At 68.9% G+C, this 20,285-nt stretch carries 16 protein-coding genes; 12 read left to right on the top strand and 4 right to left on the bottom strand.

The annotated features are described in order from the left end of the window. The first annotated feature begins 2 nt into the window (after positions 1-2). The 11 genes from ACZ5L9_RS17840 to ACZ5L9_RS17790 all read left to right on the top strand — a co-directional run bounded on the left by ACZ5L9_RS17840 (position 3) and on the right by ACZ5L9_RS17790 (position 14,145). Positions 3-1,307 carry an acyl-CoA dehydrogenase family protein gene (locus tag ACZ5L9_RS17840; protein ID WP_464530294.1) on the top strand — a complete coding sequence of 435 codons (1,305 nt, stop codon included), beginning with the start codon at positions 3-5 and terminating at the stop codon, positions 1,305-1,307. Then, entirely contained in the window at positions 1,225-3,096 is a 1,872-nt protein-coding gene (locus ACZ5L9_RS17835; protein WP_464530291.1) for an AMP-dependent synthetase/ligase, read from the top strand. The genes ACZ5L9_RS17840 and ACZ5L9_RS17835 overlap by 83 nt, the downstream gene beginning before the upstream one ends. Beyond that, positions 3,089-4,582, top strand: a complete 1,494-nt coding sequence (locus ACZ5L9_RS17830) for a carboxylesterase/lipase family protein (RefSeq protein ID WP_464530288.1) — start codon at positions 3,089-3,091, stop codon at positions 4,580-4,582. Before ACZ5L9_RS17835 ends, ACZ5L9_RS17830 begins: the two co-directional genes overlap by 8 nt. 170 nt (positions 4,583-4,752) lie before the next feature. Then, entirely contained in the window at positions 4,753-4,971 is a 219-nt protein-coding gene (locus tag ACZ5L9_RS17825; protein ID WP_464530286.1) for a hypothetical protein, read from the top strand. 103 nt (positions 4,972-5,074) lie between these two features. After that, complete coding sequence (gene treS, locus ACZ5L9_RS17820) at positions 5,075-6,859, top strand: maltose alpha-D-glucosyltransferase (protein WP_464530283.1); 1,785 nt, start codon at positions 5,075-5,077, stop codon at positions 6,857-6,859. A 127-nt stretch (positions 6,860-6,986) separates the two neighbouring features. Further along, positions 6,987-8,432 (top strand): MFS transporter, encoded by a 1,446-nt coding sequence (locus ACZ5L9_RS17815; RefSeq protein WP_464530280.1) that lies wholly within the window; start codon positions 6,987-6,989, stop codon positions 8,430-8,432. Between the two features lie 189 nt (positions 8,433-8,621). Further along, positions 8,622-9,356 carry an ABC transporter ATP-binding protein gene (locus ACZ5L9_RS17810; RefSeq protein WP_464530277.1) on the top strand — a complete coding sequence of 245 codons (735 nt, stop codon included), beginning with the start codon at positions 8,622-8,624 and terminating at the stop codon, positions 9,354-9,356. 89 nt (positions 9,357-9,445) lie between these two features. Then, complete coding sequence (locus ACZ5L9_RS17805) at positions 9,446-11,278, top strand: ABC transporter permease (RefSeq protein ID WP_464530275.1); 1,833 nt, start codon at positions 9,446-9,448, stop codon at positions 11,276-11,278. A gap of 35 nt (positions 11,279-11,313) precedes the next feature. After that, on the top strand, positions 11,314-11,907 hold the full coding sequence (locus ACZ5L9_RS17800) for an FtsX-like permease family protein (protein WP_464536910.1): 594 nt from the start codon (positions 11,314-11,316) through the stop codon (positions 11,905-11,907). Positions 11,908-12,279: 372 nt separating this feature from the next. Further along, on the top strand, positions 12,280-13,329 hold the full coding sequence (locus ACZ5L9_RS17795) for a DUF6801 domain-containing protein (RefSeq protein ID WP_464530272.1): 1,050 nt from the start codon (positions 12,280-12,282) through the stop codon (positions 13,327-13,329). Between the two features lie 60 nt (positions 13,330-13,389). Further along, positions 13,390-14,145, top strand: coding sequence for an Ig-like domain repeat protein (locus ACZ5L9_RS17790; protein ID WP_464530270.1), 756 nt, complete (start codon positions 13,390-13,392; stop codon positions 14,143-14,145). Positions 14,146-14,603: 458 nt separating this feature from the next. On the opposite strand, the gene ACZ5L9_RS17785 is transcribed toward ACZ5L9_RS17790, so the two are convergent. Further along, positions 14,604-15,242, bottom strand: coding sequence for a response regulator (locus tag ACZ5L9_RS17785; RefSeq protein ID WP_464530268.1), 639 nt, complete (start codon positions 15,240-15,242; stop codon positions 14,604-14,606). 113 nt (positions 15,243-15,355) lie between these two features. Further along, the gene (locus tag ACZ5L9_RS17780) at positions 15,356-16,453 is read right to left on the bottom strand and encodes a hypothetical protein (protein WP_464530266.1); all 1,098 of its coding nucleotides are present in this window, start codon (positions 16,451-16,453) and stop codon (positions 15,356-15,358) included. Positions 16,454-16,672: 219 nt separating this feature from the next. Between ACZ5L9_RS17780 and ACZ5L9_RS17775 the strand changes: the two genes are divergently transcribed. Further along, complete coding sequence (locus ACZ5L9_RS17775; protein ID WP_464530263.1) at positions 16,673-18,025, top strand: sensor histidine kinase; 1,353 nt, start codon at positions 16,673-16,675, stop codon at positions 18,023-18,025. A 9-nt stretch (positions 18,026-18,034) separates the two neighbouring features. On the opposite strand, the gene ACZ5L9_RS17770 is transcribed toward ACZ5L9_RS17775, so the two are convergent. Both ACZ5L9_RS17770 and ACZ5L9_RS17765 read right to left on the bottom strand, forming a co-directional pair. After that, entirely contained in the window at positions 18,035-19,528 is a 1,494-nt protein-coding gene (locus tag ACZ5L9_RS17770) for an MFS transporter (protein ID WP_464530260.1), read from the bottom strand. After that, on the bottom strand, positions 19,525-20,145 hold the full coding sequence (locus ACZ5L9_RS17765) for a hypothetical protein (protein WP_464530257.1): 621 nt from the start codon (positions 20,143-20,145) through the stop codon (positions 19,525-19,527). Before ACZ5L9_RS17765 ends, ACZ5L9_RS17770 begins: the two co-directional genes overlap by 4 nt. Positions 20,146-20,285: the final 140 nt, after the last annotated feature.

The raw sequence follows: 20,285 nt of genomic DNA, 5'->3' as shown, positions 1-20,285 counted from the left end.
TGATGATCGAGTGGTCGGAGAGCGACCTGGCGATCCAGGAAGCCGTTCGGGGCTTCATCGACAAGGAGATCAGACCCCACCTCGACCGGCTCGAGACCGGAGAGCTGGCGCCGTACGAGATCATCCGCTCGCTCTGGGCCTCCTTCGGCCTGGACGCGATGGCGGCCGACGCCGTGGGCAAGGCCCTGGCCCGGGAGCGTCGCAAGGCCGAGGCGGCCGTCTCGGATGCCGGCGAGCGGACGAAGGACGGGCGTCGAGGCGGCCTCGATGGCGCCGAGAGCATGGCTGCGGTCATGATCAGCGAGCTCGCAGGCGTGAGCCTCGGCACTGTCGCCTCGATCGGTGTCTCCCTCGGCCTCACCGCGGCCACGATCTGGAACAAGGGCTCGCTGGAGCAGAAGGAGCGCTGGCTGCCCAAGCTCGCCACGTTCGAGCACGTCGGTGCCTGGGCGATCACCGAGCCCGACGCCGGCTCCGACGCCTTCGGCGGCATGCGGACCTACGTCCGACGCGAGGGCGACGACTACATCCTCAACGGCCGCAAGACGTTCATCACCAACGGTCCCTTCGCCGACGTGATCGTCGTGTACGCCAAGCTCGACGAGCAGGACGGCGGTGACCCGCGCCAACGGCAGGTCCTCAGCTTCGTGCTCGACTCCGGCATGGAGGGCCTCACCCAGGGCAAGGCCTTCAAGAAGATGGGCATGATGAGCTCTCCCACCGGGGAGTTGTTCTTCGACAACGTTCGGCTGGGACCTGAGCGTCTCCTCGCGGGTGGCAACAGCGCGAGCGGTGACGGTCGTGACAGCGTTCGCTCGAGCTTCGCCAGCGAGCGGATGGGCGTCGCGGTCCTCGCACTCGGCATCATCAACGAGTGCCAGCGACTGTCGTTGGAGTACGCGCGCAATCGGGAGCTGTGGGGCCGGCCGATCGGAGACCTCCAGCTGATCCAGCTGAAGCTTGCCACGATGGAAGTCGCCCGGATCAACGTGCAGAACATGGTGTTCTCCCTCCTCGAGCACGTTCGCGCTGGCAAGCTGCCGACGCTGGCCGAGGCGTCTGCGATGAAGCTCTACGCTTCGGAGGCCGCGACAGCGGTCGCAATGGAAGCGGTGCAGCTGTTCGGGGGCAACGGCTACATGGCCGAGTACCGGGTCGAGCAGCTCGCCCGGGATGCGAAGTCGTTGATGATCTACGCCGGCTCGAACGAGATCCAGGTGACCCATGTGGCGAAGGGTCTCCTTGCCGACGAGCGCCGTACCGAAGGAGGGAAGGCTCGTGCACAGGCCTCCACTGACGCTCGCTGATGTCGAGAAGGCGCCTAGCCTCTGCGCACTGTTCCAATCGACGGTCGCGGCATGCGCCGACCACGTGGCGTTGCGCAGCTACGACGGCACGGTGAGCTGGTCGTGGCGCGAATACGGTGAACGCGTGCGTCGCGTTGCGGCCGGTCTCGCCGCACTGGGCGTCGAGCGCGGTGACACGGTCGGGCTGATGCTGATCAACCGCCCGGAGTTCAACGTGATCGATGCCGCCGTGATGCACCTGGGTGCCATCCCGTTCTCGATCTACACGACCAGCGCCCCCGAACAGATCTCCTACCTGTTCTCCAACGCCGCGAACCGCGTCGTCGTGTGCGAGGAGGAGTTCCTCGCCGTCGTGACCGAAGCACGCGCCGGCAGCGACGTCGAGCACGTCGTCTGCGTCCAAGGCGAGGCCGACGGGGCGACGATGTCGCTGCAGGCCCTGATGGAGCAGCGGACGTCCGACTTCGACTTCGATGCCGCCTGGCGAGCCGTCGGACCCGAGGACGTCGCCACCCTGATCTTCACCTCCGGCACCGTTGGGGATCCGAAGGGCGTGGAGCTCACCCACGGAGGTCTGCTCAACAACCTCTCGGTGGTGTTCGATGTGATGGCGGTCGGCGATCACGAACGGGTCATCTCCTACCTGCCCGACGCGCACATCGTGAACCGCTATCTGGCGCACTACACGCCGATGGTCTGGGGCATCGAGGTCACCACGGTGGCGAACCGGCAGGAACTGCTCGGCGCGCTCCCGGCGGTCAGGCCGACCGTCTTCGTCGCCGTACCGATGCTCTGGTACCGGCTCATCGCCGCGCTCCAGACGGCCATGGCCGAGCAGCGGGGAATCACGGGTCGCCTGGTTGCCTGGGCGGTCGACACGGGGCGTCGGCGAGTCCGTGCTCAATCGGCAGGACGCTCGCTGTCGGCGGTCGAATCGTTCCAGGTCGCGCTCGCTGAGCGTCTGGTGCTCTCGCGGATGCGGGCTCGCCTCGGCCTCGACAAGACCAAGCTGGCCCTGTCCGGTGCCGCCCCGATCTCGAACGAGGCCATGGAGTTCATCCTCGGGATCGGCCTGCCGGTCTGTGAGGCGTGGGGAATGTCAGAGCTCGGCGTGATCGGAACGCTGAACCTGCCCGCCACCGTGCGGCTCGGCACCGTAGGCCGCCCGGCCCGCGGGGTCGAGCTGAAGCTGGGGGAGAACGACGAGGTGCTGGTGCGCAGCAGGGGCGTGATGCGGGGCTACCGCAACCAGCCCGAGCTCACCGCCGCGGCGCTCGACGCCGACGGATGGCTGCACACCGGTGACGTCGGGACGGTCGACGCCGACGGGTACCTGACGATCGTCGATCGGATGAAGGAGATCATCATCAACACCGGCGGCAAGAACATGTCGCCGTCGAACATCGAGAACCAGGTCAAGACCGCGTGCCCTCTCGCGGGATCAGTGGTCGCCATCGGTGATGCGCGTCCCTATGTCGTCGCCCTGATCGCTCTCGACGCGGATCTGGCCGCCGCGTACGCGGAGAAGAACGGGCTGGCGGCCGATGCGGCGGTTCTGGCCGAGGACCCCGGTCTGCGACGGGTCATCCAGGACGGCATCGATCATGCCAACCAGAAGCTGGCCCGGGTCGAGCAGATCAAGCGCTTCGCGATCCTGCCCACCTTCTGGCAGCCGGGCGGCGAGGAGCTCACCCCGACCTTGAAGCTCCGCCGTCGGCCCATCGCCGCGAAGTACGCCGCGGAGATCGACACTCTCTATCCCGCCCCCGAGGGACGTGTCCATGCCTAGCGACGACCCGATCGTCACCACCGCGAGCGGGGTCGTAGTCGGCACTCGGCGCGGCGCGACCGTTCTGTTCGCGGGGATCCCCTACGCCGAGGCGCCGGTCGGTGAGCGCCGGTTCGCCGCACCAGCCCCGATGAAGCCCTGGGAGGGCGTACGGGAGGCTCGAGAGCCCGCACCAGGAGCGATCCAGCCTTGGCGGACCGACGATCCGTGGAACGGCTACTTCAACCCGCCAGAGCAGAGCTTCGACTGCCTGACTCTGACGGTGCACGCCCCGGTTGGTGCCGAGAAGGCTCCTGTTCTGGTCTGGATCCACGGCGGAGGCTTCATCTCCGGCGTCGGAACTGCTCCTGCCCATCGTGGCGACAGCTGGGTGCGCGACGGGATCGTCCACGTCGCCGTCAACTACCGCACCGGTCTCGACGGCTTCATGCTGTTCGACGACTCGATCGAGCAAGGCGTCGACAACCTGGGTCTTCGTGATCAGATCGCCGCGCTCGCCTGGGTCCAGCGCAACATCACCGCCTTCGGAGGAGACCCCGAGAACGTCACCGTGATGGGCCAGTCGGGAGGTGCCGTATGCGTCGCGATGCTGATGGCGTCCCCCCTGGCCGTTGGACTCTTCCGGCGGGCGGTGACTCAGAGCGGCGCGCCGCACGGATCGTTCTCGATCGAGACGGCACGGGCGAAGACCGAGCTGGTCGCCCGCCTAGCGGGCTGCGACCCCACGCGCACCGCGATGCGTGCGCTGTCGGAGGAGGAGACGCGTCGGGTCCTCCAGGAGGTCGACGAACTCGCCGGAAGTGACATCTCGCTGGACGAGGCTCGTCTGCCGATCGCGTTCGCTGTCACCCACGGCACACCGAGCCTGCCGAGGCCGGTGCTGGAGGCGCTCGGCGACGGTGCCGCGCGCCACGTCGACCTTCTCGTCGGCGCCACCAACGACGAGGTCGCCGGGATGATGGCCAGGCTCGGGCTCGCCGGCCCGGAGAGTGAGGTCTTGATCCCCCTCATGACCGAGCATCTCGGCATCACGGACGAGCTGCTCGGGCGCTACCGCCGGGCGCGCGGCACCGACTCGGACCTGGTTGCGCTGTGTGGGGTGCTCTCCGATGCCTTCTTCGGGATACCGAGCCTGCGGATGGCCCAGGCGCACCAGGGCGCGTGTCACGCGTACCGGTTCACGTGGCAGTCGCCTTCGTTGCCCGCTGGCATGGGAGCCGACCACACCTTTGACATCCCGTTCGTCCAGGACGACTTCGAGGCACTGCTCACCTCCACCTCCATCGGCGCGGAGATGCTCGGCGTCGACCCGCCGGAGGAGCTGGCCCACGAGATGCACGGTGCGTTCGTGCGCTTCGTGAAGTCCGGCGATCCCGGCTGGGCACCATTCGGACGCGCACCCGGAATCGTCATGCGGTTCGGCGACGGGCCGCAGGATCCCTCTCAGACCCTCCTCGCCGAGGAGCTTCGGAGTTCGGCGATCTGAGCGCGGTCGACTCGATTCGGTTCCTCCCGGATGCGGTCGCTCGCCCCGAGGGCCTCGATGCGGCCTGCCGGTCCCTGGATTCCCTGCGCGGGGCGCGATGTGCTGATGGCCGGGACTGGCTGCGATGGCTGGCTGTCGGCTGCAGCAGCACCATGCACGCCGCGGCACTCATGAGTGTCCTCGAGAGCGTCAGTCTCCGCGCCCGCATCGACGTGGGTCATGGCGGCTGGCCCGCCACCGTCGAGGTCGATCTCAGCGGCCGGGCGGCCCAGCGACGCCTCGTAGCGCTGGCACGGTGGATCGACCCCGCGGCGAAGCCCATCGCCCGTGCTGCTCAACGCTCCGTACGTCTGCAGGCTCACACCGCTCTCGCCGAGCGCCGGGCCTAGAAGATCCGTTCGCGCCGTGCGCGCCATCTACCGCTGCAGACACCGATCGCCCGCGATGGGCGCATCGCCGGCATATCCATCCCTGAACGCAAGGACCCGCACCATGTCACTCCTCGACAAGCCCGACACCCCCGTCGAGCCCGCCGAACCCAGCGTCGGCATCGTCTCGTTGAGCGCCCACCACCCCCGGTGGTTCCAGGGCGCCGTCTTCTACGAGCTGATGGTGCGGTCCTTCCAGGACTCCAACGGCGATGGCATCGGTGACCTCCACGGTGTCGAACAGCGTCTCGACTACCTGCAGTGGTTGGGCGTGGACTGTCTGTGGCTTCCGCCGTTCTATCCCTCTCCACTGCGAGACGGCGGGTACGACGTCAGCGACTACACCGATGTCGCCCCCGACGTCGGCACGCTCGAGGACTTCAAGCGGCTGCTCGCGGCAGCTCACGCGAGGGGCCTGCGGATCATCGTGGACTTCGTCATGAATCACACCAGCGATGAGCACGCGTGGTTCGTCGCGTCGCGCCACGATCCGGTGGGGGAGTACGGCGACTTCTACGTCTGGTCCGACACCAACGTCGACTATCCCGGAGCGCCGATCATCTTCCCCGACGTGGAGACCTCGAACTGGACCTGGGACCCGGTCCGCGAGCAGTACTACTGGCATCGCTTCTACTCCCACCAGCCCGACCTCAACTTCGAGAACCCGGCCGTGCGTACGGCCGTCATCGGCGCCATGCGGTTCTGGCTGGACCTGGGTGTGGACGGGTTCCGGCTCGATGCCGTCCCGTACCTCTTCGAAGAGGACGGGACCGACTGCGCACACCTCGACCGGACCCACGGCTTTCTGAAGCACCTTCGCGGCATCATCGAGGCGGACTACCCCGACCGGGTGCTGCTCGCCGAGGCCAACGGCTGGCCCAGCCAGGTGGCGGACTACTTCGGGGACGACGACGAGTGCCACATGGCCTTCCACTTCCCGCTGATGCCGCGACTCTTCATGGCCGCCCGGCGAGGAACGCGCCTCCCGGTGACCGACATCCTGGCCCAGACGCCGGTGGCACCGGCTGGCTGTCAGTGGGGCATCTTCTTGCGCAACCACGACGAGCTCACCCTCGAGGCCGTCACCGACGAGGACCGGGCGTTCATGTGGTCGCACTACGCCGAGGACCCGCGGATGAGGGCGAATCTCGGGATCCGGCGGCGCCTCGCGCCGCTGCTCGACAATCAGCTCGACCAGATGGAGCTGCTCACCGCGCTCCTCCTCTCGCTGCCGGGTTCGCCGGTGCTGTACTACGGCGACGAGATCGGCATGGGCGACAACATCTGGCTCGGAGATCGCGACGGTGTCCGCACCCCCATGCAGTGGAGCGCTGATCGCAACGCGGGCTTCTCGAAGGCGAATCCGGGCAGGCTGAGCCTGCCGCTGATCCAGGACACCGTCTTCGGCTACCAGCGTGTCAACGTCGAGGCGGAGATGGAGGACAGGTCCTCCCTGCTCCGATGGACCCAGAAGATGTTGGCCCTCCGAGCGCGACACCCGGCATTCGGGCTCGGGTCGTTCGAGGACCTCGGTGGCAGCAACGAGGCGGTCCTCTGTTTCCTGCGACGCCACGACGACGACATCGTGCTCTGCTTGAGCAACTTCTCGCCGCATCCGCAGGCGACCGACGTCGATCTCTCGGCACTCGACGGCTACGAGCCGATCGAGATCACCGGTTCGGTGCCCTTCCCCACCATCGCGACCGGGGCCTACCGCCTGACAGTGAGCGGATACGGGTTCCTGTGGTTCCGGCTGCAGGCTGCAGCGCAGCACTCGAAGACCGACGCCGGCCGCAGGACGGATCATCCGGAAGTCGCGCCCAGCCGGGCGACAGTGGGCCTCCGCTGAGCGGGTCGAAGTCCGCTCGTTCCGTGTCCTCAGGCCTGATTGTTTTGGTCAACGAATGCGGGCCCGAGGGTCATGGGGCGGGGGCTGGCCGCTCCGTACGTTCATCGCATGTCGGTTCCCAGCCACCTTGCGACAGAGCAGCTCGACTCAGGCTCGATCGCCGGGAGTCGGCACGGAACCAGAGCCTGTTCCACACGATCTTGCTCGCACCGCCGGCAGCAGACGACCCGATCCACCCCGGGGGCAGTGCGCCGTAGCCACACCGCATCACTCCTACCCACCCGAAGGAGCCGACGCCATGAGCGCCGCAATGTCTGACCCCGCGTTGCGAACGGCGAGCGACCCCGGTATGCCGCACCTGGTCGCGTCAGACCGGCTTCGGCAGCTGACGTGGGCCTACTTCGGCCTGCAGTTCGTCGTGAACTTCGCCAACGGTGCCGTCACCCAGTTCATGATCCCGTTCCGGGTCGACCTGATCGATAGCGATCACAAGGTAGTGAACCTGGGCATCATCTCGTTCGTCAGCGCCGTCACCTCGCTGGTGGCGCTGCCCCTCGCGGGCCAGCTGTCGGACGCCACCCGCTCGCGGTGGGGGCGCCGAGCGCCCTGGATGCTTGGCGGGTTCTGTGCCTGCGCCGCGATCATCGCGGCGTTCGCCCTAGCGACCACGATCGCTGCTCTGGTGGTGCTCGCGATGGCACTCACGATCGCCTACTCGCTCGTGGCGGCGCCGCTGTTCGCCGTGCTGGCCGAGCGCACACCAGCGGAGAGTCGCGGCACCGTCGCAGCGGTCGGCGGCCTGGGCATGTGGGCCGGCATCCTCTCGGGCGTTCTCGTCGGCACGCTGCTCAGCGCCCACCTGTCGACGGGCTTCCTGGTGCTGGCGCTGATCACGCTGCTCGGGGTCCCGATCGCCTACGGATTGCGCCGCGACAGCAGCCGGCTCCCGCGACCCCCACGCCTCACAGCACGTGCTTTCGCCACCCAGTTCTGGGTCTCCCCGCGAAAGCACCCCGATTTCGCGTGGGCCTTCCTGGCCAGGGTGACGATGTATGCCGGCTACAGCTCGGTGACGTCTTACCTGCTCTACACGATGCAGGACTACCTCGGCCTCGGTCGCCAACGAGCCGCCGATCTCGTGCCGGTCGTGTCGGTGACTGCCGTGATCGCGATCCTCATCGCTGTCTATCCCGCCGGACGCATCTCGGATCGGATCGGGAGGAGGAAGACGCCGGTCATCGTGTCGTCAGTCGTCATGGCGGCTGCGAGCACGATCCCGATCTTCTTTCCGACCATCACCGCCTTCATCGTCTCGTTCGTCATCACCGGGTTCGGATTCGGCGTCTATCTCGCCGTGGACCAAGCCCTGATGACGATGGTCCTTCCCGTGGAGAGCGAAGCGGGCAAGGACCTCGGCATCCTCAACGTCGCGGCGTCGGTCGGCCAGATGGTCGCCCCGCTCATCGGAAGCCTGGCGATCTCGCTGGTCGGCTATCAGGCGATGTTCGCTGTGGCCTCGCTCCTCGCCCTGGTCGGGGCCGTCGCCGTGGTCCCGATCCGCTCGGTCAGATGAGGACGACTCGGCGTTCGCGCGTCACTGAGCTTCCTCGCCATGGGGCTCGACACCGGGGAAACACCGAAGCACCAACTCATACGCCCATCGCCAACTCGTACACCAAGCATCCGTGCCGTCCGTATGCCTCGCCCGAGCGTGCTCTGAGGCGTTGCGGTGTCCAGCCCGATCCCAGACGCGAGGAGTCTCATGACTAGCCCCATCGTCGTAGCCCGCGACCTCAACAGGACCTATCAGAGGCCGGACGGCTCGTCCGTCCGTGCACTCGATGCGGTCGACCTGGACGTCTATCCCGGCGAGATGGCCGTGGTCGCCGGACCCTCCGGTTCCGGCAAGTCCACCCTGCTCCAGGTCCTCGCCGGCCTCGATCGACCCGATACCGGCACGGTCGAGATCGCCGGCGTCGAGATCACCCGCCGAGGCGATCGGCAGATGGCGAAGCTTCGCCGCCAGAAGCTCGGCTTCGTCTTCCAGTCCTTCAACCTGATCGACTCCCTCACAGCACGACAGAACATCACGCTGCCGCTGGAGCTCGACGGCCGAACCGCGGACGAGGACCGGCTGGAGAATCTTGCCGCCGACCTCGGCATGAGCGAGCGTCTCGATCACCTGCCGAGCCAGCTCTCAGGCGGACAGCAGCAGCGGGTGGCCGTCATCCGCGCCCTGCTCGCCGATCCCGAGGTGGTCTTCGCCGATGAGCCGACGGCCGCACTCGATCCTCCGTCGGCACATCAGATGGTCGACATGCTGCTCGGGGTCGCCCACGACCATGGGCATGCGGTCGTGGTGATCAGCCACGACCCGCTCGTCGCGGCACGGGGCGACAAGGTCTACGCGATGGACAGCGGACGACTGACCCAGGTCGTCCCGGGAGCACCCGCAGGCACGAGCAGCTCCGGCGTCGCCTACGAGGTCGGCGCATGATGTTCGGTCCAGCATCGCGCCGGGCCGCAGCGTTGGCTCGGCTCGGATCGGCGGAGGCGCGGCGCCGTCCCGGCCGGATCCTCGTGACCTTGAGCGCCGCCATCCTGGGCGCTGCGGCGTTGACGACGGCTCTCACGCTGGGTGCCAGCGCCCAGCGTGCGGTCGACCACGGACTCCGGGTCGAGGTGAACGGAGTCGACATCGTGCAGCGCTCGGCGCTCAACACCGCCCAGGACTCCGCGGCCGTCGGCAGCACCTCGACGGCGATCCCACAGCGCGACATTCGCCGCGTCGCGGGCCTGTCCGAGGTCGCCTCGGTCGGGACCACCGTGCAGGCGACGGCCGTCGCTCAGGCGGGCTCGTCGACCCTCGGGCTCGCCGTGGAGTCCTTGAACACCCACCCTGCGTTCCGCTGGCAGACCGTGAGTGCAGGGCGAGCCCCACAGGGCAGCGACGAGATCGCACTGAGCACCTACACCCTCGATCAGCTGGGCATCCGGCTAGGCGACTCGCTCGCCTTGGGGCGCCCCGGCATCCCCACGCAGCTCTACCGGGTCGTCGGAGTCGTCGACACCCACGGCTCCGTCGATCGGCTCAGGAGTGCGTACGGCATCGTCACCACCGCGGTGGCCGAAACGCTGGCGGGCGTCGACGGCCCCAACACGGTGACCATCGCCGCAAGGCCGGGCGCGGATCTCAGCGCCCTGGTCGACGACATCAATCGCGTCGCACCGGTCGGGTTCCCGCAACGGACCGACGAGATCATTGATGCGAAGCGTGCGCTGCAGTCGCGTGAGATCGACACCGTGGGCAGCGTGGTCTCGGCCCTAGCGGGCGTGTCGAGCGTCGTGGCTGCACTCATCGCTGCGACGACGGCGGGCGCCAACCTTGCGACCAGGCGTCGTGTCTGGGCCCTGGCGCGCTGCATCGGCGCGACCCGCGCGCAGGTCGGTGCGCTCGTGGCCGTGGAGTCGACACTCCTGGGGCTGGGCGGCGCCACGATCGGCGTGATACTGGGTCTGGGCACCGCGCGACTGCTGTTGCCCGCTGTCGGACTCGTCCCAGGTCTGCCGCCGATCGACGGCTCCTCGTTCGTCATCCGTCAGGCGGCCGTGGTCCTGCCGATCGTCCTCGGTACGGGCCTGGCGCTCCTCAGCGCGGCCATCCCGACCTGGAGCGCGTCTCGCATTGCGCCGTCAGCCGCGCTGAAGGCGGCGATGGCGACGCCCACTCGAAGCACGAACACCCGCACCGTGGTCGCGGCGACGCTTGCGGTGGGCGGTGCTCTCATCGCACTGCACGAGGCAGGGAGCCATGCGCCGGCAGCGACGGCGGCCGGTGTTGCCGTCGCGACGATCGGGTCGGCCTTCCTGCTCTCGCCGGTCATGAAGGTCATCGCGCAGAGCCTCGCGTGGCGCTCTCGAGTCGTGCATCGACGTCTCGGTCTGCTCGATGTCGTACGCAAGCCGCAGCTGGCGGTGATCGAGGCGGTGGCTGTCTCGCTGGCCGTCGGGATGATCGTCCTCTCCTGGGTGGCGTTGTCATCGGTCCAGGCCGCGACGTCCGCCCGGCTGAGCGATTCGGACCTCCCCGACCTGACGGTCGGAGCGGTGGCCGGTGCCGCGCCCATCGGCGACGCGACGCTCACGGCGCTCACCGGGGTCGAAGGAGTCGAGTCGGCCTCCGGCGTCACGTTCGGCCGCAACGTCACGATCAGCGGTCGAGGACAGGACGGCAGGGTGCGGATCTCGATCGGAACGGCCGCGCTCGACGAGCAGGCGATGCAACGTGCGCTGCCCCACGGCAGTCCCGTCTCGGAGGTGCGCGACGACAGCATCTACCTACCCACCTCCGCGTACCCCCGTTCTCGGCCGGCAGCCACGTCACGATCCTTGGGCCGGACGGCCACGCCCGCGATCTGACGGTGCACTACGTCAAGGGCCTTCCCGTGCCGTCGATGGTGAGCCAGGAGACGCTCGGGCGTGTCGACGCACAGCCGGATCGCAAGCTGGTGTGGATCGCCTTGAAACCGGGCGTCGATCGTGCCCATGTCGTGGACGAGATCACCGGCATCGCGATCCAGGGCGGGCTCCTTCCCGTGGCCGGCCCCGTGATCCTGGATGTCCGGGCGGCACAGGCCCTCGGAGTGGCGCGCGCCGCGGCTGCGGGGATCCTGAGCCTTGCCGTGGTGGTCGCCATCATGGGCGCCGCGGCTACGGCAGCGCTCTCGCTCGCTCAATCCACACGCGAGCACGCCACCCTCCGGGCGCTGGGTCTGGCGCGTCGCGACCTCGAACGGATGCTGGGTGCCCGGATCCTCCTGGTCGCCGGCACGTCGGCAGGCTTCGGTGTCGTCGTCGGATCGTTCCTCGGCATCGTGGCGTCCCGGATGATCATCGCGAGCATCGGCGTGGATCAGCGACTGAGCATCCCGTTCGCTCCGGTGCTCGTCGTGATCGTTGCGACCGTGTGGGCCGTGCGGCTCGCGGCCCTGGCCCCCGTCGAGCGCGCGAGCTTCGTCCCGCCGACCCGAGCGTTGGCGCGAGCATGAGCATCCGACGCGGCGGGGCAGCGCTGCTCATGCTGATCTGGACGTTGGCCGGTGTCGCCTCAGCAGCCCCGGCGCACGCCGAGGCCCAAGCCGGTCACTCTGTCGCGGCGCGCGCTGACGCCCGGACCACGGCGGGTTCCGTACCTACTGCAGATCCCGAGGCCGCGGCTCATCTCGCGGATGAGACACAGATCCCCGCCAACACGGTACGCAGCGGGACGTTCGTACCGGCGTGGCTCCTGATCCTCATGGTGCTGACGCTGCCCGCACTCCTCCTGGTCGTCGCTGTTCGAGCCGGACTTCGGCTCTCCGCAGCACGGGCAGCACTCCTCCGAGCTCGATCTTCGAATCCACCACAGAGCAGGACCTGAGATGAAGAATTCAATCGCCTACCGCTCCCGTCGCCTCGTCGTGGCCATCCTGGCGATGGCGCCCACCGCGCTCCTCGGGGCGCTTGTGGTTCCCGCTTCGTCCGCGGTCGCCGCGGACACCACCGAGACGCTGACGGCGCAGACGGCCTACAAGTGTCTGCTGACAGCGAAGGGCATCTCGGCGGTGACCCCGGATGGCGCGACGGTGCGTCTGCAGCTCAACGTCCCGACCAGCGTCAAGCCCGGTGACAAGGTGTCGATGAGCGGCACGCTGACGTTCCAGTTCTCCGAACAGCTGCGGCAGAACGCCTCTGCTTTGGGAGCCACCACCGTCGACGCCTACTCGACCGACATGTCCGTCGGGACGAAGGTCGGCGGCGCGACCGAGACGCTCAAGGCCGACCGCTGGCAGACGAGTCCGACGCAGATCGGCAACCCGCTCGAGGTCTCCGGCGCACTCACTCTCCCCAAGGTGACGGTCCCGGCTGACGCGAAGGGGGATCTGGTGTTGCAGATGCCGCAGAACAACGTGGCGAAGAACCCCAATGCGAGCACCCCTGCCACGGTCGCCTTCGTGGCCACTGCACGCGTCAGCGGTCCGGGCGGCGTCTTCATCGTGACGACGGCCTGCTTCCTGCCGAACTCGAACGTGCCGGTGATCGGGAGGATCCCGATCACACAACCGGAGGCGACCGCCGCTGCCAGCGCCACCGGCTCTTCGACTCCGAGCGCGGCCGCTTCGGGTGCCTCAACGCTCCCCACGCCCGATGCGACGGAGGCGACCACGGCCGACACCGTCGCAGCCGCAGCTCCGGACGGTGGAACGGTGCCACAGCAGACCCCGGCGGCCGGCCCCGTCGCGGTGGTCACCGTGACGGCCGCGCCCACGGTCGCCGCGCAGATCGCACCGGTCAGCGACACGCGCTCCGGTGTCTATGTCTCCACCACAGCGCTGATCCTGGTGGGCTTCGCGATCTGCCTGGGTGCGCTGGGGTATGCCGCCTGGGCGAACCAGCGACTGCGAAGCATCCGCAACGCCCTGGACGACTGAACCGGACGTCGTGCCGCGGCTACTCACCCACGCTCATCAACACCCAACCCTGGAGGAAGAATGAAACCGCACATCGCCATCGGCGCCGCTCTGGCTCCCGTCGTCCTGCTTCTCGCCGGTGGCGGAGGCGTGTCTGCAGCACAGGCAGACACCACGCCGACCATGACGGTCACGCCGGCGAGCAATCTCGCGAACAACCAGAAGGTGACAGTCACGCTCAGCGGATTCACCGCGAACAAGTCGCTCTTCATCGCTCAGTGCACGGTTGCTGCTGCGACCGCGCAGAACGTGGGTGGGTGTGACGCCGGAACTCTCGTGCAGGTGACTCCCAATGCGAGTGGGCAGGCATCCGCAACCGTGACGGTGCACAGCGGGAAGTCCTTCGTGAACTACTCATCCGCCGAGAAGGGCACCTGCGACGTCCACAGTCCCTGCGACATCGTCGCCACCGACGCGGTGATCGGTACGCCGGCCGAGTACGTGACTGCGGGCGTCACGTTCGCCAGTCCTCCGCCGGCCACCTCGACCACCGTCAGCGCCAGCCGCAAGAAGGTCGTGGCGGGCAAGAAGGTCGTGGTGACGGCCACGACCAAGGCCACGGCGACCGGCGCGGCGGTCCCCGCCGGGGCGGTCGTCTTCACGGACAACGGGAAGAAGGTCGGCGCCATCGCGGAGACTGCGTCGGGCAAGGTCAAGCTCCGTCTCAAGATCGGTAAGGGGAGCCACACCATCGTCGCCTCGTACGCCGGCACGGGGAGCTTCTCGCCGAGCGCTGGGACGGTGAAGATCGTCGGTAAGGCAAACCACAAGCGCTAACCCCGCGGCTCGATAAGCCACTGTGCGCGTCGGTCCTCCGCCGGCGCGCACGGTGTCGTAGGCGGTGCCAGCGAGCTGGCACCAACGCGGCACCTCCGCGCGAGCAGCCGCATAGACTCGCTCATGTCATCAAGTGGTGGTGCACCCCCAGGGGGCACGCCTCCTGGTCGAACGGGTCCCAACGGGCTTGAACAGGGTCGAAGTGACGCTCAGCTGAAGGTAAACCCGCAGGTCAGGCGGCACTTTTGCTGGTTCAAGTCCCCCCTCGCGCACGCGTTGAATTGTGGCCCTGACCAGGGGGAACCCGGTCGGGGCCACAGTGCATTTGTGGCCAGGTGCGCACCAGGTGTGCAGGGACGACCAGAGTGGTTCGAGCCGTTTGGCGAACTGAGGGCGGCGAACGGATCGAGAGCGACGGTCGGACGCATGTCGATGCGCCTGATCGACGTTGCTCAGTGTCAGTCGAGGAGGCCGCGTCGCATGCCCTCGGCCACCGCGGCGGCCCGATCGGAGACGCCGAGCTTCTCGTAGAGCCGTTGGGTGTGGGTCTTGACGGTGCTGGAGCCGATGAACAGCTCCTGAGCGAGCTGGGGGATCGACAGGCCACGGGCGAAGCCCTCGAGCACCTGGGCCTCGCGCTCGGACAGGACAGGTCCGCGGACGTCCGCTCGGAGGCGGATCTGGTCGACCAGGCCGGCCGCGAGCTCGGGTGGGACAACCGTTCGGCCGCGGGCGACGTCGATGACGGCGGCGACGATGTCGAGCCGGGAGGCGTCCTTGGCCAGGTAACCGGCGGCGCCCTCCTGCAAGGCGTGGAAGACCACGGCGCTGTCGGTGATCGCGGAGAGCAGCAGCACCCGGGTGCGCAGCTTGTCCCGTACGACGGCGTGGACCAGTTCGGTGCCGCTCATGACGGGCATCTGCACGTCGACGACCGCTACGTCGGGCTCCTGCTCTCGGATCAGGTCCCATCCCTCGCGCCCGTCGCCGGCCTCGCCGATGACGTCGATGCGGCCGCTCTGCGCCAGGCCGCGGCTGATGCCGTCGCGGTAGAACGGATGGTCGTCGACGACCACCGCGCTGACACGCTGCTCCATGGACGCATCGTAGGACCGCTTCTCTACAGAGGCCCGAGCGTGAGCGCTGGAGAGCGCAGTCGAGGCTCCGACCCTGGTTCGGGTCGGAGCCTCGGCGTCGTACGCCCGCTGCGTCAGGCGTGCGATCCGGGGTCCAGCGGCAGGGGCACGTTGCCCGTCGCCTGGCTGTACTCGTACATCAGCGCGGCGTTGGGGATGGCGTTGTCGACGGTGATTCCGGGCAACGTCCACGTGGTGTTCCCGAGGTGGATGGTCATCGTGCCGGTGTCCTCGTACTGGGGAACCTCGACCGACACGTAGCCGGTGTCTCCCGGGCTGACCGAGCCCTCGTAGCTGGTGGAGAAGTCGGTGCTCTCCGACACGGCGTGGGAGTAGTTGGCCTGGACGGAGGCCTTGATCGGACCGAGCTCGCTCTCGGCGGTGATGGCGGCGCCCCAGGTGTCGGTCGTCGAGTCGGTGTAACCGTTGTTCGCGGTGATCTCGGCGTCCTCGCTGCCACCGTTGTAGCCCTCGGCGAGCAGCTTGGGAGCCGAGTAGTTCTTCGTCTCGCTGGTGGCGTCGAAGGTGCAGGCACTGGACACGGTCTGGCACACCGAGTCCAGGATCGTCTGCTCGGCGTCGGAGCCGGCGGCCAGGGCCTGGGTGCTCATCGGGCTGCCCGACGTGTCCTCCACGTCCAGGCCGGCGTTCGATGCCGGGTTGCCGGGCACGGTCATCGTCTTCAGCGGCTTGCCGTCCATGTCGAGGAACGTCGCGGTCCAGATCGTGTTGCCGTAGCCGTCGGGGTCGGCGAGGTCGAGCTCCATCGTGCCGGTCTGGGTGCCGTCGGGCGCCATCACGTCGTAGTAGGCCGAGCCCTTGTCGCCGCCGAAGAACGGCTCCGGCAGTTCGAGGTTGACGTGGTGGCCGGGGGTGATGGGTGCACTCGGCGGGGCGGGCAGCGACCCGGTGGTCTTGACGAAGTCCAGGGTCTCGGCGCTGTCGTCGTACAGGTTGAACCCGATCGTGGAGCCTACGGACACGACGGGCGCCCCCGTGGTGCGCCGCCGCCCGGTCGGACGCCGGTGCTCGCCGTGCCGTGCTGGGCTGGCGGCTCGATGCGTCGGTGTCGGCGGCTGGGCGTTGGCGACGCCGGTACCGACGACGAGGACGCCGCTTGCGAGTGAGGTCAGGGCTGCGCCGGCCACGGCGGCACGAGCGATGCGATTCATGATGCAGATTCCTTCCGGTGGTGCGGCTGGTTGCCGCTGTTCCACTCTCGAACGCCTCGGCGCCGAGCGGTGTCCGCCGGTTCGTGGATCCGCCGGCGGAGAGCGGTGTCCGCCGATCGGTGGACACCGCAGGACAGCGGTGGGACGGCGGGGATCCGGCGCCCGCGCTACGGTGCTGCTGTCCGAGACCCCGGCGGTCGGTGGGCGGAGGTGGTGGCCTTGGCATCGGACGCAACGGCACGGCCTGCCGCGGAGCGCGACGCGGCAGGGGGCGGCAGCGGCTCGATGCGGGCCTTGGCGGCCGCCGATCCCGGGTTGGCGGGGCTGCTGCTCTCGCAGCGCTTCCGTGGGATCAGGCTGCAGTTCGCGATGCGGTACGCCCTCATCGCCTTCATCGGGGCGACTCTGGTGCTCGTGCCGCCGAGCGGGCGCGGAACGGCGTGCTTCGTGATCTTGGCCGGATACGTCGGGTGGTGCGTCGCGGCGGCCGTGTGGAACGACCGCGGCGGCCGGGCGCCCCTTCGACTGCAGTGGGTGGCGCTCGTCGTGGATGCGGTGGCGCTGGCGGCGGTCGCCCTGGTGGCGGGCACGACACCGGGCGATACGCGCACCGCGGACCCGCTCGGGTACGGCTTCTTCGTGATCCCCGTGGTGGCTGCCGCGCAGGTGCGCCCGGTGACGTGCGCGATCGTCTGCGTCGCCACGGTGGCCGCGTGCTTCGCCTCGTCGACGGTGAACCACGGCAGCTCGCACGCGCTGTGGTCGTGGGCGGCGCTGCGCACCGTCATGGTGGCCTGCGTGAGCTTCGGGTGCGTGTCGCTGGCGTTCATCCAGCGATGGCGCCTGCTGACGATCGGAGCGCTGGCGGCGGAGCGGTCGGAACTGCTGCGCGACCTACTCGGTGTGGAGGCGCGTGAGCGTGCCGCGCTGTCCGACACGCTGCACGACGGAGCGCTGCAGTACGTGCTGGCCGCAGGCCAGGAGATCGAGCAGCTACGGCCACCCCGCGACGGAGCCCTGGACCAGTCTCAGGCGGTCGAGCGCGTCGCAGAAGCGCTGCGCCGGGCACGCGAGCTCCTGCGCAGCGCTCTGACCGAGCTGCATCCGGCGGTACTCTCGACGGCGGGCCTGCCCGCGTCGTTGCGCGCGCTCGCCGCGACGTCCGCCCGTGCCGGAACAACGACGGTGCACGTGGACACCGAAGGCTGGCCCGAGGAGGAGGGCGCGCGGCTCGAGCCGGAGGTCGAGGCCTTGCTGTACGCCGCGGCCCGCGAGCTGCTGGCGAACATCGGCAAGCATGCGGCGGCGAGTGAGGCTCGGGTGCTGCTGCGTGTCGAGGCGGACGACGGCTCAGCGGTCGGGGCCGCCGTCCTGGTCGTGAGCGACGACGGCGTCGGTATGGACCTGGGGGAGGCGGCGGACAAGGTGGCGATGGGTCACGTGGGGCTGGCGTCGCTGCGGATCAGGCTCGCGGCCGCGGGGGGCTCGTTGGTGGTCCTGCCGGACGCCGAAGCGGGCCACGGCACGGTGGCGACGGTGCGCCTGCCGTGCCGGGCCGCTGGACCGGGCTGAGTCGGGCGGTCAGACGCGTGCTGCGTCCGATGCCGCGTCTGTTGCTGCGTCCGGTGTGACCGACGGGCTGCGCCGGGGGAGGAGCGCCCATCCGGCGAGCAGACCGCAGGCGAAGACGGCGACGGCGATCCAGAAGCCATAGGTCATGGCCTGGGCGGTGTTGGCGATCCGGTCGGCCGGGACCAGGTGCGGGTCCTCGTGCGCAAGGATCACCGATCCGATCACCGCCACTCCGAGGGTCCCACCGAGCTGACGCACGGTCTGCACGATGCCGGAGGCCTGAGGCCGGGCGCTAGCGCTGACCCTGCTGAGCGCGTCGGTGTTGATCGGCGAGAAGACGAGGCCCAGGCCGAGGCCGACCAGCGCCATCCCGGGGACCTTGGAGGCATAGGCGATGTTCGGCAGGGCCACGGTCCACAGGGCAGCGCCGATCGTGGCGATCGTCAGACCGGTGAGCAGGGGCGGCCGAGCGCCGGAGCGGTCGTACCAACGGCCCGCGACCTGGGCGCCGATCATCAGCGGCACGATCATCGCCAGCGCGGTGAAGCCGGCCTTGATCGGGCTGTAGCCCAGCAGGTTCTGGGCGTAGAGCGAGGCGTAGAGCGTCATCGCGAGCATCCCGAACTGGGTCGCGAAGAGCACGAGTACGTCGCCGGTGAACGCCCGGTTCCGGAACAGCCGCACGTCGACGAGTGGCTGGTCCTGGCGCGTCTGCCGCCACACGAACGTCGCCAGCACGACCAGACCGGCGCCCAGGATGCCGAGCGTCTTAGCCGAGTCCCAGCCCCAGCTCGAGGACTGCTGGAGGGCGTACACGCTGGCGGCGACGCCGGCGACGAGCATCGTGGTGTCGAGCGGGCTGACGGTGAGGCGCGCCTGCTTCGGGTTCTGCGGTCGGGCGGCGGCGACGAGGATCAGTGCGGCGACACCGACGGGAAGGTTGATCCAGAAGACCGCTCGCCACGACAGCCACTGGGTGCAGGTGCCGCCCAGGAGCGGCCCGAGGGCCAGGAAGATCTGGCTGATGCCGACGTAGGTGCCCATGGCGCGCCCTCGCATCCGTGTCGGGAAGGCGCTCATCACGATCGTCGCGCTGACCGGCATCATCAGGGCGGCCCCGAGGCCCTGCCCGACACGAGCGGCGATCATCCAGTCCTGGCCCCAACCGCCTGCCGGCGCCAGTCCGCACAGGGCGGAAGCCAGGAAGAACGTGGTGACGCCGGCACAGAAGGTCGTGACTGGTCCGAGCTTGGAGCCGAGTCGGCCCCCGAGAGCGACCGCTGCTGCCATGGCGAGCACGTAGGCGTTGACGACCCACTGGGCGCCGCTCGAGGTGAGCGGCAGGTCCCGTGTCATCGTCGGGAGCGAGACGCTGACGACCGTCTGGTCGAGCATGATCATGGAGAGGCTGCCGGTCATCGCGACCAGGGTCAGCCAGCTTCGGCGGCTCAGCGCCGGTTCGGTGTCCGCGACGTGCGGCCCCCCGGTGACGGCGGTGCTCATGCGGCGCCACCGGTGACCTGCTGGGCGACGGCGCGGTCCGAGCGCAGGCCCTGCCCGGCGACCTGCTCGGTCAGCTTCAGGCCGCGCAGCACGATCAGCGCCGGGACGCCCCAGTTGAGCGCGATCCGGAAGATCGGACGGTCATCCCCCGCAGCGGTCAACGCGCCGGCGACCAGGTGGGAAGCGGCCATGATGGCGATCAGGCCGGCCCAGATCATCGAGATCTTGCGGTTCACGGCGCGAAAGACCGGGCTTCCCCAGTAACGGCGGTCGACCTCGCCACGGGCCAACGACTCGGTGAACGGCACGGTGACCGCCGACAGCAGCATCAGCAGGGCCAGTACGGCGGCCGCACCGCCGCGACCGTAGTCGACGATGTCGTGGCGAACGGTGTGGTCCGACGCGGCCGCGACCGCCGTCAGGATGCCGAAGGTCGCCACTCCGGCTACGTCGATCAGGTTGAACCCGCCCGTGCGCAGGCTCCGGATCGCCAGGACGAGCGAGCCGAGGCACGCCAGGGCGGCGCCGTACATGACGCCGTTGGGGCCGAGCAGCTCGGCGGTGAACGAGAACAGGAACCAGGGCGCGAGGCCCAGGAACAGGTTGGTCGGCTTCATGGTCTTCTCCTGCAGAGTCGTGGTGCGGTGATGAGACCGACTCTGGTTCAGTCGAGGGCCGCCAACATCGGCGCGATGACGTAGGTTCTCGCGCCACCCCTACCCGATGTTTCAGGCAGCGCGGCACGAGGGGCAGGTGG

The sequence above is a fragment of the Nocardioides sp. JCM 18998 genome, assembly GCF_055391535.1.
Note: the sequence above shows the minus strand (reverse complement) of the source record. Positions and strands in the feature narration are given on the sequence as shown.